Raw genomic sequence first — 16,074 nt, forward strand, 5'->3', positions numbered from 1 at the left:
ACTATAATTTTTGTCAACAGAACCTAGCATGAAGTACGAATAGTAAAAAATATTCAATTATATTTATCAAGTACCATAGCCATAATCTTACTAGCTATAGGGGCTGCTGCCCTGCCTCCACCTCCACCATGATCTACAAACACTAAAACAGAGTAACGAGGTTGTAGGTAAGGAGCAAACCCAGCGAATATAGCGTGGTTACGCCTTTCCCAAGCAATTGACTCTTTATTTAAATCATCATTGATATTAGCCTTTGATTGCACTTGTGCCGTACCTGTTTTACCAGCTAATTGATGCCCTTCTGTCAAAATTCTACTATAATAGGCAGTCCCACCTTGCGTATTAACTGCTCTATACATGCCTTCTTTTAAAATATCTAGATATTGTTGATTTATATTAATCTGATCGAATACTGACCCATCTTTTACTGATATATCTTTAGCAATTTTAGGATTATACAATTTCCCATTACTGGCAATTGCTGTTACAAATCTAGCTAACTGGATTGGAGTAGCTGATAAGAACCCTTGCCCTATCGATAAATTAAGAGTATCACCAATCGTCCATTTAGAGTTAAATTTTTTTATTTTCCACTCTTCTGAAGGAACAAAACCTGATGCTTCACCGGTTAAATCAATGCCAGTTTTTGTACCAAAACCAAAATTTCTTGCCATATCTAATATTCTTTTATGACCTATCAAGCGAGCTATTTCATACATATAAGAATTACAAGAATATTTGATAGCATTATACATATCAACGATGCCATGACCATGACGATTCCAACATCTAGCACTATTATTACCTAATACTGAAGCACCAGTACAATTAACAGTTTTAGTCGGTTTAATGCCATTCTCTAATCCAGCTAAAATTGTAATAATTTTAAAAATAGATCCCGGTGGGTAAGTACTTTGTATGGTCTTATTAATCAACGGCTTATAGGGATCATTGACTAAACTTTGCCAGTAATCTTGGGATAATTTTATAAAATTATTAGCCTCAAATACTGGTGACATAGCAAGCACTAGCACATTACCATTATTGGTATCGATAACTATTGCAGAGCAACCTTGTTTATTTAAGTATGGCTGCACTCTTTGTTGTAGTTCCACGTCAATATTTAGATGTAAGTCCTCACCTTGCTGGCTTTGAATATTGGTGATTTCTCTTACTTGTTTACCCAAGGCATTTACTTCTATCTGCTTATAACCAAATTTTCCACGTAACTTGTCTTCATAATATTTTTCTACACCAAATTTTCCAATATTAAAATCCCCTAAATTGTTAATTTGTAAATCTTGTTTTTCTTGCTTATTAATCTTTCCAGTGTACCCTATCACATGACAAGTCGCTTCTGAAAAATGATAAAATCTTGAATAACTAGCATCTACAAAAATAGAACTTAAATTTAACTTTTGTTCTTCAATAAGTGACATTTGTTGCCAGCTAAGATTATCTAGTATAACCAAAGGAATATGTTTATTGGCTTTTTTTATTTTTTGCTTAATGTAATTTTGTTCTTCTTCGGATAATTCTAGGATATTGGCAACTAGAGCTAATTCGTTTTTGTAATCATTGCCATTATGTATGTCAAGTAACAACCTAAAACAAGTTTGGTTTGTAGCCATAATGTTACCGTTGATATCATAAATTTGCCCTCTAAAAGGTGGAATTAGAATAAAACTTATACGATTTTTATCAGATAAAGTACGATATTTATCATTTTCAAGCAACTCCATAAAAAACATTCTTCCAGCCAATAACGAAAGCAATGTCAGTTTTCCTGAACCTATGAGAAAAGCCCTTCTTGATATTAACTGGCTATATAATATTTTACTATTTAGCATGTTTTCTAAAATATTCTAATGCTTTATCAAGTGGAATTCGTAGCAAATTATATGAGAATATAGTAGTTAGATACTGCATTAATATCATAAAATACCCCTCCGAAGATAAGCCTTTGCTTAAAATCAGCAAATATCTAAAATGTAATATAAAGAAATAATAGAAACAAAAGACGATAAAATTTGTTAAATAACTTCTAAGTACAAAAAATTTTCCTGTGAATTCTAAAATTATGTGAGCAATTATCAGAACCAAAGAATTTGTACCAATTGGCATGGAATATAACTGGTCAAAAGTTATTCCTGCTAAAAATATTAGCCAAAAACCAATATGATAAAATGTAGAAAAATAGTAGAGTAAACTAACTTCAAAAGCTGGGAAAATAATAGATTCTCCATTAATTCTAAAATTTTCTAACGGAAAAATTAATAATAACAAACAGAATTCTAATAATATTATTTTACCAAATATTGGTGATAACATTTGTGATAAATTGCCAAAAAACTTCATACTAATTTCAGTTCTTTAATTACTGATGAAATAATCGGTAATGTTAGATCATATTTTCTTATGAGATCCAATACCAGTTTAGCAGATTCTCGACCCTCCACTAAGTATAAATTTTCATTTAAAAATTTATTAACATCTAAGTGCTTCCCTAATTCATAACCAAATCTACTATTTCGCGACTCTTTAGAATAACAAGTTAGCACCAAATCCCCTAATACGCCTGGAGCATATAAAATAGAGCTATCCTCTAATTCTCCGTCAATGGCCTCAGATAAAATTTTTATTTCTTGAAGCCCCCCCGTTATCAGACCTGCTTTAGCATTCTGTCCATAACCTTTTGCCTCATACCAACCACTTTTTATCGCTACAATATTTTTAACAGCAGATGCCACTTGAATTGCTACCACATAGTCAGTTATAGTAACCTTAAATTGTTGTGATATTAAACTAATTGCCAATCTTCTTGAAAGGTCAATGTCTACAGAAGCAATAGTTACCGAACTTAATAAATTTTGGGCAACTTCTTTAGCTAGGTTAGGTCCAGCGATAAACGCCAATGGATTATTTGGTAATATCTTTTTTACTTTATCGGATAGTAGTTCTGTAGGATCTCTAGAAAAGCCCTTAGTTGCAACTAATAACGCCACATCCTTAGATATCCCAGTATCTTTTAATATATTCAGAGTATCATGAAAAGCAAAAGATGGTACAGCAATAATTATTACTTCTTGATCTAAAATAGCTGCCAACTCACTATACGGCACTATATTACTTGGTAATGTAACATCGCTACCCAAATATTTGCTATTGGTTTTACTATTTTTTATTTCTTCAACAATATTATTATCACGTAAAAATATGGGAGCATTATCGTAACATCTTGCCACTTGACAGGCTAGTGCAGTTCCCCAACTACCGCCACCATAAACAGCAATATTTTTAAACTTGTTCATACCAAAATTTCTGAAATCATATGATTATCTTCTATAGCAACTAGCCGAGCCTTAACAATTTGTCCTACGTCAAAATTACCTTCAAGCTTTACCGGAATAAAATTTTCTGTATGAGCCATGTTATTTTGTTCTACAAGTAGCTCTACTTCCTGCCCTATATTCCTGTCGAAAAATTTTTGTAATTGTTGTTCTCCGGCAGTTCTTAAAATTTCTGCTCTTGCTTTTCTAATCGATTTTGCTATTTGCGGCATTCTTGCAGCCGGAGTTTCATCGCGTTCAGAATATGGAAAAACGTGTAAATACTGTAAATCCGCCTCAGAGATAAGTCTTTTGGTATTGTCAAACATTACATCAGTTTCCGTCGGAAAACCAGCTATAATGTCTGAACCGAATGATACATTTGGCCTTAAATTACGCAATTTATGACAAAAATCAATAATATTTTGACGATTATGGCGACGTTTCATACGCTTAAGTATCATATCATCACCAGCTTGTAAACTAATATGAAAATGCGGCATAATCTTTGGTATATAGGCCATAAGATCAAACAAATCATCATCGATCTCAGCTACATCAATTGAAGATAATCTAAGCCTCTTTAGTTCTGGAACCAAGCCAATAATTCGTCTAATCATCTGAGCAAAAGTTGGAGTTCCTGGCAAATCTGGTCCATAAGCAGTCACATCAACACCTGTAAATACTACTTCATTGTAACCATTTTCTACTAATGCCCTTAACTGTCGTACTATAGCACCCATCGGTACTGACCTACTATTACCTCTACCATAAGGTATCATACAGAACGTACAACGATGATTACAACCATTTTGCACCTGAATGAAGGCACGAGATCTACCATCAAAACTACTCACCATATGATTAGCAGTTTCAGTAACCGACATTATATCATTTACTACCACTTTTTCTTCGGTAAATTGATAATTGCTAGCAATCAATTTTTCCTCATTACCAAGTACTTTATCAACCTCAACCATATTAGCAAAAATAGCTGGGTTATTCTGAGCAGCACAACCAGTAACAATAATTCTTACATCAGGATTATTTCTTTTAGCCTTACGAATTGCTTGACGTGATTGTTTTTCAGCTTCCTTAGTAACAGCACAAGTATTAAATACTATAACATTTTCAAGACCGGAAAGAGCTAAGTTATTTTTGATCACTTCACTCTCATAAATATTTAATCTGCAACCAAAAGTTATAACTTCTTGGGTTACAACTTCTTGTAATTTAGTCATAAAAAAACTCCCCGTGCGAAACTAAAGTAGCAGGACCAGTCATTATTATATTCTCACCTTGCTTTGACATTTGTAGACTACCCAATTGAAATACTACTTGACAAGGAGAGCTAATAAATCCTAGCTTGACCCCAGAAGCAAAACTAGCACATGCTCCACTACCACAAGCAAGAGTTAAGCCTGTACCTCTTTCCCAAACCGATAAATAAATTTTATTATTCTTGATTGAAGCAAAATTAACGTTAACACCATCAGCAAATAATTCTTTTCCCTGTAATTTTGCTCCTATTATTTCTTTATCTTCAATAGAGAGATCACTAAAAATAACAAAATGTGGATTACCAATATCGGCACAGATAACTTCCTTGATGTCGATCATATAACGTTCTACAACCGGCCAGATTTTTTCGGATGAAGGCATCCAATCTTCCTCGAAACTAACTATCCCTCTATCTACTTCAATCTCGTTCTCATTCAGTATCTTGCAAGATAATTCTTTTCCATATACCCTCAAAGTGATTTCCTTTATACCTAAATCAAGATATATCAGCTTGGTAAGACACCTTGAAGCATTACCACATAATTTGGCACTTGATCCATCTTGGTTATATATAATCATCTCATAGTAATTTGGTTTTTTATCATAAATAATAAACTGATCACAACCAATACCAGTATGGCGATTGGCAATCTTTAGAGATAATTGTTGCAAATCACAATTTTTAGGTAAATCACGCTGACTGATAATCACAAAATCATTACCTAAACCATGCATTTTAGCGAAATTGATTTTTTTTAACACGAGAATATCTTTAGTTGTTGGAGTTTAGGTTGCTACAAAGCAACTTAGCTATTATACCAAATATATGAAATTTATGTAGAAAATAATATACTCCTTGTTAGTATCATACCTATAATGATATTAACAACTAATGAATAACTATTAAAAATATATCATTGCATTAGCCAAAAATTAAAAGAACTTTATATGCCTTATTTGCAAAAATTTGTATTTGACTCACCTGTTATGTGTTTTCTATTTAGGAGGAAAAGTTGAAGGTTGCAATATAGAAATACATGATGTTGTATTTGCAGTCGGGAAATCTGATATTGAAATTTCTCAAAAAATTAAAAGCAAATGGTGTGGTATAAAAACATCTCTACATGTTGATTCTTGGTTCATACTATCTAGTCTTAATGGTTTTGATGTTAAAATTACGGAAATAAAACCTCAATCTAGTACCAATCATTTATATTTTGTTAACCTTGGTTCTTATAAGAGAAACTTTTTTGGAGAAAATCATTTTATCACTTTTGTTGTTGCACAATCGAGAAGCCAAGCTATTGAACAAGCAAGCAGAGAAGTGTCTAATACCAATTGCAATAATTAACACGGTGTATTTATCCAATCTCTATACATAATGTAGATTTAGTAAAATCAATTATGTATAGAGATTATCTATGGATAAATACACCGTGTTAATTATTGCAATTGGTATTAGACACGACGACCTTAATTCTTGAAGTTCACCGAGTATACTTTAGACTTGCTGCATAAATCAAAGATAGTTGAGGGATTTTTAGGAGAAACGCAGCCGAGCACCGCAGCGTACACAGACGTACGTGAGGAGCGGAGGCGAGTTTCGACGACAAAATCACCAACTAGATTGACTTATACAGTAAGTCTTTTGTTTTAATAGGAAATGACTCCTTGCATAACTAGTTGTAAAGAGTTATTTTAAGGTCATTGGAATCTAAATAAGTGATTAAATGGACTTTAATTCAAGCAAACTTAAAAATGGTCTAACTATTCTTACCTATAATATGTCTAATGTAAATTCTGTAGCTATTAATGTCATTGTTAATGTAGGTAGCCGCTATGAACAATCTTCAGAAATAGGCATATCCCATTTTCTTGAACATATGGCATTTAAAGGCACAACAACTAGGTCTGCTAAACAAATTGCTGAAGAATTTGACTCTATAGGAGGACATTTTAATGCATATACCTCGCTTGAACAAACTGTTTATTATTCAAAAATATTGAATGAAAACTGTTATAAAGCTTTAGAAATACTGGCAGATATCATCCAAAATTCAGTTTTTTCAAAGGAAGAAATAGCCAAAGAATATCAGGTGATTCTACAAGAAATTGCTCATGTTCAAGATAACCCTGATGAACTTATCCACGAGAAATTTTACAGTAGTGCTTATGAGAATCAAGCACTTGGCAGGTCAATTCTAGGAACTCACGACAGCTTGGCTAAATTTGATAGAGAACATTTTAGTAATTACGTTGACAAACATTATAATGCCGAAAATATTTACTTATCAGTAGCAGGAAATATTTCCCATGAGCAAGTTGTAGAATTTGCCACAAAATTATTTTGTTCATTAAAAAATAAACAAAACAGTCATTTTGAGAAAGTTAGATATACAGGGGGACATAGCTTTATTACCAAAGATCTTGAGCAAACTACTCTAGTTCTAGGTTTCGAGAGTGTGCCGTATTTTAACATACAACAATTATATCATACGCAAGTTCTTTCACTAATACTTGGCAATGGTATGTCATCGAGATTATTTCAACAAATCAGGGAAAAACTTGGACTGGTTTATTCAATTGGTAGCTATAATAGCTCCTACTATGATAGTGGGATTTTTGGCATATATGCCTCCACTAATCATGATAAACTACCATTCCTTACAGAACAATTAGTTAATGAAATAAAAAAAGTTTCTACAGACATCAAAGACTCAGAAATTGATAGGGCTAAAGTACAACTAAAAACTAGTATCTATATGGCTCATGAAGAATCTTCTTATAAATCAGAAGAAATTGGTAAGAATTTTGCTGTTTTTGGCAAATATATACCTACTGAACAAACTATTGAACATATTATGAATATAACAAAACAAGATATAATAAATATTGCTAACAAAATATTTGTTACAAAACCTACTTTATCTATTATTGGTCCTAAACCACTTGCCATAGATTATCAAGAATTATGCCATAAGCTAGCTTTATGAAATCGGTGCTATTAACTAGAAGTTTAGAGGATAATAATGAAACCATTAGAGAATTGGAGAAAAATTGTAGTTTTAAATATATCTGTTCTCCTTTAGTGGAATATCAAGCTTTGCCATTAAATAGCACCATTTTGCATAATTATGTTAATATAATTGTCACCAGTAAATTTGCTGCTAGAATCCTTGCTGAGCATCAAGAGGTAGAACAAAAGAACGTATGGATAGTTGGCAATTCATCAAAGTTAATTATAGAACAAAGAAATTTTGTAGTACGATATGTTGCTACAAATATTCAAGACCTACTAGAAAATATCCCTCAAGAAATATATGAGCAAACCATATATTTATCGTCAAATGAAATTACTCAAGATTTGCCTCAAAAAATAAAAAGACACATTATTTATCGGGTAAAATACGCGACCCAGCTGTACCAAATAGCAGAGATTGAAAAGGGCATCAATTTTATTTTACTATATTCACAGAACAGCACTAAGACTTTCATTGAATTATTAATAAAAAATAATTTGCTAAAACTACTAGATAATAGTTTAGTGATTACTATAAGTGAAAAAGTAGCAAATATTATTAGATATTTTGCCAAAAATGTGGTTTATTGTGATAATGGACAGCCGCAACAAATGTTAGAGTTATTAATTTATAATGCAAAAATCAGAAACTAATATAATAAAAGTTCGTAGTAATAATCCTATTATTCTTACAATTATTCTAATTGTGTTATTTGCCATATCAATAGGTTACATGACTTTTTTAAATAATAAAAAAGTAGATACTGAACTACCTGACAACCCAACTACTTCTAAACCAGCTACTATATCAGAAAATGTTGTACTTCAAAAAGATAGTAGTTTGAATCAAGAAGAAGTCTTATTAAACCACCAACCCAAATCATCTAAGCCCCCCCCTAATTATAGCATTTATTTACTTAGCGTTAATCTTTTAGTGATAAATTTTTTACAAGATAAAGATTATACACAGCAAATTCGTCAAATTGAAACTGTAGAGTTACCTACAAAAATAAAAAATATTTTGCTAGACCTACACAATTATAATGAAAATTATTTACTTAATAATAGTCTAGGTTTAGTCAAGATATTTCCAAAAGCAAATTGTTGGATCGAGAAATTTATTAAGATTGAAAGGAAATCTAGTTTTACCAAAGATAAAGAAAAACTAAAGTTGAGAATAATAGGCAATCTAGATTTTTTTATTAATTTCTTTTATTCAGAAGAATTACAGCAAAAATTTGTAGAGTAAAATAATGATAAGATTATTAATAATTTGTATTACATTTTTGTTATTATATTTAGGCTTTTCTGTCTTAAATCAGCTTGACTCAACATTAACCTTAAATTTATATGATTATTATATAGAAACCTCCTTTTTTACTTTCATTACTTTATATATATTATTTACACTTTTTAGTGCTATTTTTTTAAAAATAATATTTCTAATTATTGACCTACCTGCTAATTTACAAGATCTTTTCTTTTCCAAAAGAGCCACTACTGATAATGACCTACTGATGAAGGCGATGGCAGAATATATTGCTGGTGAAAAATCAAAGTCAGTAGCAACTAGTCAGAAAATAGCTTACCGTTTAAGCAAAGAAAACAAGGTATTTCATACTTTACTTTTAGCAGAAGCAGAATTAGATACTTCAATAAGAATACAATATTTTCAGGAATTAGAGCAATCTAAACATTATAGTGCCTTTGTTACTAAAAGACTTGCACAAATATTTTATCAAAATAATATGTATGAAACAGCTGAGAATTATGCTGTTAGATCATTTAACCTAAATGAATTTGATAGTGAAACTTTAGAAATTTTACTTGATTGTTATGCTAAACTTTCTCTGTGGACAAAATTTATCTTTGTGGTATCCAAACTTAACAGAGTTGACACACAAAAACTAGAGTCTATAAAGAACAAAATAGCTGATTATTATTTTGACGCTGCCAAAAATATGCTGGAAGCTAATCAGGAAAAAGATGCTATCCATTATTTAGAATCAGCTATTAAACTTATACCTTCACACATCTCCGCATTAAATCTTTATCTACCTCTGAACTCTTCTAGCTGGAATAATAAAAACATTGAAATATTAAAAGCTGCCTTCGCAAATAACCCTTCTTTTGAGATTGTAGAATTATACAAGCAATTTTCTTCTGTACCTCCTTTAAGAATTTATGAAGATCTAGTAACGTTAGTAAACCCTAAACAATATTTAGGGCTATTTTTAGCTATAGCGGCTTATTTAGACTTACCGGGAAAGATTAAAAATCTTAAAAATAAACCTGTACTATTACCTTTTCATGATATTTGAGATTAATATATCTCCTGAGAAGGATCTTTTTCGGGAGGGATATTATGGAAAGCATCATTATCTTGACCTTGGTGTTCTTCTTGATAATCTAATACTGGTATATCATGAATTTTGAATGCTTCCATAATACTACTAGCAGAAGTAATTTTACCAGTTGTTGGATCTATTGGTAACAATTTAATTGATTCTGGTACTTTAAATGCCAGTGATGGAATATCAGAATAAGCCTTCTCCATAAAATCAATAAATATAGGCAAGGCAACAGTTGGACCTGTTGCAGTTCTTCCTAGTGTTTTTGGCGTATCATAACCAATATATGTTCCGACAACTATTTTTGGAGTAAAACCAATAAACCAAGTATCCATACTATCGTTGGTAGTACCACTTTTACCAGCTATAACCTTACCAAGTTTTTTTGCAGCGGTTGCCGTACCTCTTTCAACTGCTCCAGTGAGAAATGAGATAATCTGATAATCACTTGCTTCATCGGTAATCATCCGATAGTCGGGTTGAGGTAGGATAGGGAGTGATAAGTTATCAGTAAGCTGGGAGTCAGATACATCACAATTTTTACATTCTCTATTATCTCTACGATAAATTATTTTACCATTACGATCTTTAATTAGCTCTACGAAATGCGGCATAACTTTTTTTCCTGAATTAGCAATTATTGCATAAGCATTGGTCATTTTTTCTAGTGTGGTTTCGAGCGAACCAAGCACCATAGAGTAAAATCTCTTCGGCTCATTATTAATACCAAATCGCTTGATTATCTCAGCAACTTTGCTTAGCCCTATAGCTTGTGCTACCCTAACAGTAACAAGGTTTCGTGATTTCTCAAGCCCTATACGCATAGTAATTGAACCTAGAAAATTCCCTTTATAATTTTTTGGTCGCCAAACTGGCATGCCAGGACCTTGCGGAATCTCTATTGGACCATCTTCAAAAATTCTATTTGGCTGGATTGCGTTTTCTAAAGCAGCAAGATAAACAAAAGTTTTACTGAGTGACCCTGGTTGTCGCAGTGCCTGAGTAGCACGATCAAATTTACTAACTGTGAAATCATATCCACCAACGCTGGCAAGTACCTGACCTGTTGTAGGATTCATCACTATAATCGCACCATTAACAGTAGGAATTTGCCGCAAATAGTAATTAGCATTTACTTTTTCGACTACTACAACGTCACCTTTCTTTAAAAGAGTTTTTACTGATTTAAGATCATTTTTTGCCCACTTCATTTCTGATAAAACTATTTTTGACTGACTCAAGTCACAAAGACCAATTTCTGCTTGATTATCCGAAACATTTAACACAACAGCTAATTGATATTCTAAAATAGCTGGAGGCTTTGCTACTTTATTTAAATTATCTTGCCAGTTATTTAGATCAATATTAGTTATGACTCCTCTAAAACCATGCTTCCTATCATATGCTCTTATACCTTGCCTAAGAGCATTTTCTGCAGCTTGCTGATAACCAGCATCAAGTGAAGTAATGACCGTTAACCCTCCAGTATAGAAATATTCTTTACTGCCAATTTTACTAATGACTTCTTCCCGTACTTGCACAGCATAATAACCGGCTGTAACGGTTTCATTACGATCCCGCTTTTGCAAAGTAATAGGACTATCTACTGATTCTTTTGCTGTCTCTTGAGTTATATAACCATCTTCCAACATTCTCATAATAACATAATCTCTACGATCTTTCACCCTAGCATAATTTCTCTCCGGATTAAAATTTGATGGTGCTTTTGGTAGACCAGCGATAAAAGCTGATTCGGCAACAGTTAAATCTTCAATAGACTTATTAAAATAATTCTGAGCAGCCATGGCAACTCCATAAGCTCCCCTACCAAAAAATGTTTGATTAAGATATAACTCCAAAATTTGATCTTTAGTAAAAGTTTTTGAGACCATATATGATAAAATCGCCTCTTTAATCTTACGTTCTATCGATACCTCAGAGCTTAATAAAAAATTCTTAACTACTTGCTGGGTAATAGTTGACCCTCCTTCCACTCTACGACGGTGTACGATATTAGAGATATTTAATATTGCTGCTCTGATTATACTTATAACATCAACTCCTGGATGTTCAAAGAAATTCTTATCTTCTGCTGAAATAAACGCCTCTATGAGAGAGCGTGGTACACTACTAATAGGTACAAAAACTCTACGTTCCAAAGCATACTCCTCAATTAATTTTCCATTTTGTGCATAAACTCTTGTTACCGATGGTGGATGATAATCGGCAAGTTGAGAATAGTCCGGTAAATCCTTAGAGTAATGATATAACAAATATATACACACACTAAGTGCTATTAACCCTAATATTGTAAATAATTTAAAAAATATATAAAAAAGTTTGAGCATTTTTGATAGTGTGTTTCTTACATTTATTCAAGTAAAAGTTTTATTTTATATAATATCATCATCTAATACCAATTGCAATAATTAACACGGTGTATTTATCCAATCTCTATACATAATTGATTTTACTAAATCTACATTATGAGCAAGTTGATTCCAAGCGTAACAAGCCATAGTAACGATATCTTCATATACACCATAACATTGGTTAGACAAGAAATGATTTTTAATCCATTCCCAAACTTGTTCCATTGCATTAAGTTCCGGTGCATAGGGCGGAAGCGGTATCAAAGTGATATTGCTTGGCACAGTTAGTTTTTTGGCTGTGTGCCAACCTGCATTATCCGTTAGTAAAGCTATATGTCGGTTGCCTTGAATACTGCGAGAAAGCTCTTCTAAGAATTTATTCATTGCCTGTGTGTTTGCATATGGTAAAATTAATGCACAAGCTTCTCCTGTCTCATGGCAAGCAGCTCCGTAAATATATGTTGAAATAAATTGCTGTTGCCGAACTTTACGGGGTCTAGTGCCACGCTTAGCCCATATACGAGTTAAGATACCTTGTTGCCCAACTCTAGTTTCATCCTGAGACCATATATCAACTTTACATCTATCGATATTTTTTGCTAATAATTTTGTTAACATGTCTGGAAAGTTTTTTTATATCTATTTTTGAGTCTCTTGATTTGATTTTGGATGCATTGAACGAGAAGTAATCCAGCTAAAACCAAGGCGGTGCATAGTATTGTAGACTGTTTTTAAAGCACATTTAGCACCATATTCCTCAACTAACATGATATGTAGCTCCTTTCCAGTTATATACCCACCAGTTTTACTTTCACTGAGCGTATTGATTTTATCAAAAATAGCAGACTCTTGTATACTGTTAATCTTCCTAGGGGCACCGCTTCTTTGTGATTCAAATAATCCTTCAAAACCATGATGCCTAAATCTTCTGAGCCATGATTGCACAGTTTTCCAGTGTGACTTCACTATTTCAGATATGGCTTTAAAAGATTTGCCTAATTGAAGGTGATACATCGCCAATACACGTATACGATTTCGACCATGCGGCTCATGTTTCATCATTTTTATAAAATCATGACCTTCAAAACCTTGCGGTAATATTAACCTAGCTATTTGAGTACCTATTTATCAGTTAAAAACCCATTTTATAACACCGTGTTCATTATTGCAATTAGTATTAATTCCTATCCCGAATTCACGTAAATTGGATCACAGCACCATTTCTCCGCTCAAACTACTTGCCCCAGCCTCGGTAATTTTTACGTCGATAATCTGACCGAACAAATCTTTTGCAGGGTTTATTACATGCACCGACTGCATATAACATGTTTTCCCTATCAGTTGATTGTCCAATTTACCGTCACGATCAAATAATACTGGCATTATTTTGCCAATATAACTTTCATTAAACAATAATTGTTGGCGAGATATTTCTTGCTGTAAAATTGCTACACGCCTAGATTTTATATGTTCAGGCACTTGCTCTTTAACCGCAGCAGGTGTAGCAGGTCTTGGACTATATTTAAAAGAATAACACTGACCATAACCAACCTTCTTTACTATATCTAAAGTGTCAGCAAAGTCTTCATCCGTTTCTCCGGGAAATCCCACAATAAAATCAGATGAAAAGACTATATCTCTTCTCGCATTTCTTAAACGATTAATAATATCAAAATAATAATCTCTGTTATGTCTACGATTCATTGATTTTAAAATTTTGTTAGAACCTGACTGTACTGGCAAGTGTAAAAACGGCATTAATTTTGGCTCAGACCCCATGTAACAGAATTAAATCTTCTGTCATATCAATAGGATGAGAAGTAACGTATCTAATACGCTCAAGACTTGGTATTTCTGCTATGTAGCTGATTAGATCTGCTAAACTATACTCTTTGCCTTCAATAGTTTTTCCATGATAAGCATTAACATTCTGACCTAGCAAGATTACTTCTCTTGCTCCGTTTGAAACGGAGCTTATAATTTCCCTGATATTTGTTCTAGACTCCTTGAGAATTTTGCACCCCGAGTATAAGGTACAACACAGAAAGTACAAAATTTGTCACAACCTTCTTGAACTGAAATAAGGCTACTTACTCCTTGTATATTAGACTGTTCAGGTAGCTTATCAAATTTAGCTTCTTCAACAAAATCCAATTTAATTACATGTTTTTCATGTCTAGCAATTTTTGCTATCAACTCTGGTAAATCGTAGTAAGATTGTGGTCCTACTACTATATCTACATAACTAGCTCTTCTAAAAATTTCATCAGCCTCAGCTTGTGCAACACATCCAGCAACAGTAACGATTACATTACCTTCTCCCTTTGATTTTCTATCATCTTTAATTTGTTTGATGCGACCAAGCTCGGAATACATTTTTTCTGCAGCTTTCTCCCTAATATGACAAGTATTTAAAATAATCATATCAGCTTGGTACATAGAATCAGTTGGCTGATAACCAAATGGGTCTAGCAAGTCCTGCATCTTGATGGAGTCATATACATTCATTTGACATCCATAAGTTTTAATAAAGAGCTTTTTTTTCACGTTTTTTACTTAACAAAAATAAATTAGGTTGCATTATATATAATACTGTAAAAAATATGACATATTTTTTTGGAATGATTTTATTTGAGGTTATTGAGGTTTAGAAAGTTATGAAGCTTATAGTATACTCAGGTAGAACTTCAAGAATTGGCGTTGTCGTGTCTAAAGATCGAAGCTGCTCCGTTACTCATGTACGCTACGCCGCTCGATTTTGCTACTGCCTAGCTCTTTTGTTATGTATCTCATCTAAATATTTTATAGTTTGCTGCCTTCCCCAATGTTTTGTATATAATCTGTAATATCTTCAAGATCACGTTTCGCACTATTTGTAAATTTACACTGAACCATTAAGCTTTATTTTTAAGTTATCAAAAACAACCTTATGAGAGTGTATTTTATTTTTTGCTAAGTCATCTAATCCTTCAGAAATTGCAAGTTTTAATACTTGTTCTTTAAAAGATTCTAATTCATGAAACTCTTTATCAGAAACTATTACAGCTATAGGCTTGCCATGTCTACTAATGCTGATAGGTTCTGTTTGCACTTTGGTAAGTAATTCACCAAACTCACGTTTTACTTCAGTTGCATTTAATTCTTCCATGATAATAATTATTATAATTAATAATATTAATTAGAACATAAATTATTAATATAATCAAGTTAATTACAATGTCTTTTCCTTTTGGAACATTACATTATGCCAATCACTAAAAGTTTGATTCTTAGTTCTTATTTGTACAAAATTATAGAATATTTTTAAGGTATTATAACGATCCCACTTCCATTGACAACGATAATTTTGATCACTAGGCTTACAACTTGGGACTAACTTATACCAATTGCAATAATTAACACGGTGTATTTATCCAATCTCTATACATAATTGATTTTACTAAATCTACATTATGAGCAAGTTGATTCCAAGCGTAACAAGCCATAGTAACGATATCTTCATATACACCATAACATTGGTTAGACAAGAAATGATTTTTAATCCATTCCCAAACTTGTTCCATTGCATTAAGTTCCGGTGCATAGGGCGGAAGCGGTATCAAAGTGATATTGCTTGGCACAGTTAGTTTTTTGGCTGTGTGCCAACCTGCATTATCCGTTAGTAAAGCTATATGTCGGTTGCCTTGAATACTGCGAGAAAGCTCTTCTAAGAATTTATACTA

14 protein-coding genes and 2 pseudogenes are annotated in these 16,074 nt (G+C 32.5%); 5 read left to right on the plus strand and 11 right to left on the minus strand.

The genetic code is table 11. The annotated features are described in order from the left end of the window. Positions 1-53: 53 nt before the first annotated feature. The 5 genes from mrdA to dapF are packed head-to-tail and all read right to left on the minus strand — an operon-like array spanning position 54 to position 5,372. The gene (mrdA, locus tag ACFE3K_RS03855) at positions 54-1,850 is read right to left on the minus strand and encodes a penicillin-binding protein 2 (RefSeq protein WP_375359425.1); all 1,797 of its coding nucleotides are present in this window, start codon (positions 1,848-1,850) and stop codon (positions 54-56) included. Then, complete coding sequence (locus ACFE3K_RS03860; protein WP_375359426.1) at positions 1,840-2,331, minus strand: hypothetical protein; 492 nt, start codon at positions 2,329-2,331, stop codon at positions 1,840-1,842. Before ACFE3K_RS03860 ends, mrdA begins: the two co-directional genes overlap by 11 nt. A 23-nt stretch (positions 2,332-2,354) precedes the next feature. Further along, the gene (locus tag ACFE3K_RS03865) at positions 2,355-3,311 is read right to left on the minus strand and encodes an NAD(P)H-dependent glycerol-3-phosphate dehydrogenase (protein ID WP_375359428.1); all 957 of its coding nucleotides are present in this window, start codon (positions 3,309-3,311) and stop codon (positions 2,355-2,357) included. Beyond that, positions 3,308-4,570 carry a tRNA (N(6)-L-threonylcarbamoyladenosine(37)-C(2))-methylthiotransferase MtaB gene (mtaB, locus tag ACFE3K_RS03870; protein ID WP_375359429.1) on the minus strand — a complete coding sequence of 421 codons (1,263 nt, stop codon included), beginning with the start codon at positions 4,568-4,570 and terminating at the stop codon, positions 3,308-3,310. Before mtaB ends, ACFE3K_RS03865 begins: the two co-directional genes overlap by 4 nt. Next, positions 4,563-5,372 (minus strand): diaminopimelate epimerase, encoded by an 810-nt coding sequence (dapF, locus tag ACFE3K_RS03875; RefSeq protein ID WP_375359430.1) that lies wholly within the window; start codon positions 5,370-5,372, stop codon positions 4,563-4,565. Before dapF ends, mtaB begins: the two co-directional genes overlap by 8 nt. 211 nt (positions 5,373-5,583) lie before the next feature. Between dapF and ACFE3K_RS03880 the strand changes: the two genes are divergently transcribed. From ACFE3K_RS03880 to ACFE3K_RS03900, 5 genes are all read left to right on the plus strand, one after another. Continuing rightward, positions 5,584-5,961 (plus strand): DUF1543 domain-containing protein, encoded by a 378-nt coding sequence (locus tag ACFE3K_RS03880; RefSeq protein WP_375359431.1) that lies wholly within the window; start codon positions 5,584-5,586, stop codon positions 5,959-5,961. Positions 5,962-6,340: 379 nt separating this feature from the next. Next, on the plus strand, positions 6,341-7,603 hold the full coding sequence (locus ACFE3K_RS03885; RefSeq protein ID WP_375359433.1) for a M16 family metallopeptidase: 1,263 nt from the start codon (positions 6,341-6,343) through the stop codon (positions 7,601-7,603). Further along, the gene (locus ACFE3K_RS03890; protein WP_375359434.1) at positions 7,600-8,283 is read left to right on the plus strand and encodes a uroporphyrinogen-III synthase; all 684 of its coding nucleotides are present in this window, start codon (positions 7,600-7,602) and stop codon (positions 8,281-8,283) included. Before ACFE3K_RS03885 ends, ACFE3K_RS03890 begins: the two co-directional genes overlap by 4 nt. Further along, positions 8,264-8,878, plus strand: a complete 615-nt coding sequence (locus ACFE3K_RS03895; protein WP_342271659.1) for a hypothetical protein — start codon at positions 8,264-8,266, stop codon at positions 8,876-8,878. The genes ACFE3K_RS03890 and ACFE3K_RS03895 overlap by 20 nt, the downstream gene beginning before the upstream one ends. A 37-nt stretch (positions 8,879-8,915) precedes the next feature. After that, positions 8,916-9,950 carry a tetratricopeptide repeat protein gene (locus ACFE3K_RS03900; protein WP_375359435.1) on the plus strand — a complete coding sequence of 345 codons (1,035 nt, stop codon included), beginning with the start codon at positions 8,916-8,918 and terminating at the stop codon, positions 9,948-9,950. A gap of 2 nt (positions 9,951-9,952) precedes the next feature. On the opposite strand, the gene ACFE3K_RS03905 is transcribed toward ACFE3K_RS03900, so the two are convergent. From ACFE3K_RS03905 to ACFE3K_RS03930, 6 genes and pseudogenes are all read right to left on the minus strand, one after another. Beyond that, positions 9,953-12,328, minus strand: coding sequence for a penicillin-binding protein 1A (locus tag ACFE3K_RS03905; protein ID WP_375359436.1), 2,376 nt, complete (start codon positions 12,326-12,328; stop codon positions 9,953-9,955). A gap of 81 nt (positions 12,329-12,409) precedes the next feature. Next, on the minus strand, positions 12,410-12,970 hold the full coding sequence (locus ACFE3K_RS03910) for an IS630 family transposase (protein WP_375358447.1): 561 nt from the start codon (positions 12,968-12,970) through the stop codon (positions 12,410-12,412). Between the two features lie 21 nt (positions 12,971-12,991). Then, on the minus strand, positions 12,992-13,414 hold the full coding sequence (locus ACFE3K_RS03915) for a helix-turn-helix domain-containing protein (RefSeq protein ID WP_375359437.1): 423 nt from the start codon (positions 13,412-13,414) through the stop codon (positions 12,992-12,994). Positions 13,415-13,561: 147 nt separating this feature from the next. After that, a pseudogene (gene miaB / locus ACFE3K_RS03920) lies at positions 13,562-14,899 on the minus strand (tRNA (N6-isopentenyl adenosine(37)-C2)-methylthiotransferase MiaB). Positions 14,900-15,233: 334 nt separating this feature from the next. After that, the gene (locus ACFE3K_RS03925; protein ID WP_375359438.1) at positions 15,234-15,500 is read right to left on the minus strand and encodes a type II toxin-antitoxin system Phd/YefM family antitoxin; all 267 of its coding nucleotides are present in this window, start codon (positions 15,498-15,500) and stop codon (positions 15,234-15,236) included. Between the two features lie 247 nt (positions 15,501-15,747). Then, positions 15,748-16,056: pseudogene (locus ACFE3K_RS03930) on the minus strand (transposase); the annotation flags it as partial. Positions 16,057-16,074 lie beyond the last annotated feature (18 nt).

Origin of the sequence: Candidatus Tisiphia endosymbiont of Neophilaenus lineatus (genome assembly GCF_964264975.1) — a bacterium.
In the GTDB taxonomy this organism is placed as follows: domain Bacteria; phylum Pseudomonadota; class Alphaproteobacteria; order Rickettsiales; family Rickettsiaceae; genus Tisiphia.

Excerpts from the sequence above, each read along its gene's own strand:
- mrdA (WP_375359425.1), bottom strand. The coding sequence starts at position 1,850 with ATGCTAAATAGTAAAATATTATATAGCCAGTTAATATCAAGAAGGGCT.
- ACFE3K_RS03860 (WP_375359426.1), bottom strand. The coding sequence starts at position 2,331 with ATGTTATCACCAATATTTGGTAAAATAATATTATTAGAATTCTGTTTG.
- ACFE3K_RS03865 (WP_375359428.1), bottom strand. The coding sequence starts at position 3,311 with ATGAACAAGTTTAAAAATATTGCTGTTTATGGTGGCGGTAGTTGGGGA.
- mtaB (WP_375359429.1), bottom strand. The coding sequence starts at position 4,570 with ATGACTAAATTACAAGAAGTTGTAACCCAAGAAGTTATAACTTTTGGT.
- ACFE3K_RS03885 (WP_375359433.1), top strand. The coding sequence starts at position 6,341 with ATGGACTTTAATTCAAGCAAACTTAAAAATGGTCTAACTATTCTTACC.
- ACFE3K_RS03890 (WP_375359434.1), top strand. The coding sequence starts at position 7,600 with ATGAAATCGGTGCTATTAACTAGAAGTTTAGAGGATAATAATGAAACC.
- ACFE3K_RS03895 (WP_342271659.1), top strand. The coding sequence starts at position 8,264 with ATGCAAAAATCAGAAACTAATATAATAAAAGTTCGTAGTAATAATCCT.
- ACFE3K_RS03905 (WP_375359436.1), bottom strand. The coding sequence starts at position 12,328 with ATGCTCAAACTTTTTTATATATTTTTTAAATTATTTACAATATTAGGG.
- ACFE3K_RS03910 (WP_375358447.1), bottom strand. The coding sequence starts at position 12,970 with ATGTTAACAAAATTATTAGCAAAAAATATCGATAGATGTAAAGTTGAT.
- ACFE3K_RS03915 (WP_375359437.1), bottom strand. The coding sequence starts at position 13,414 with ATGATGAAACATGAGCCGCATGGTCGAAATCGTATACGTGTATTGGCG.
- ACFE3K_RS03925 (WP_375359438.1), bottom strand. The coding sequence starts at position 15,500 with ATGGAAGAATTAAATGCAACTGAAGTAAAACGTGAGTTTGGTGAATTA.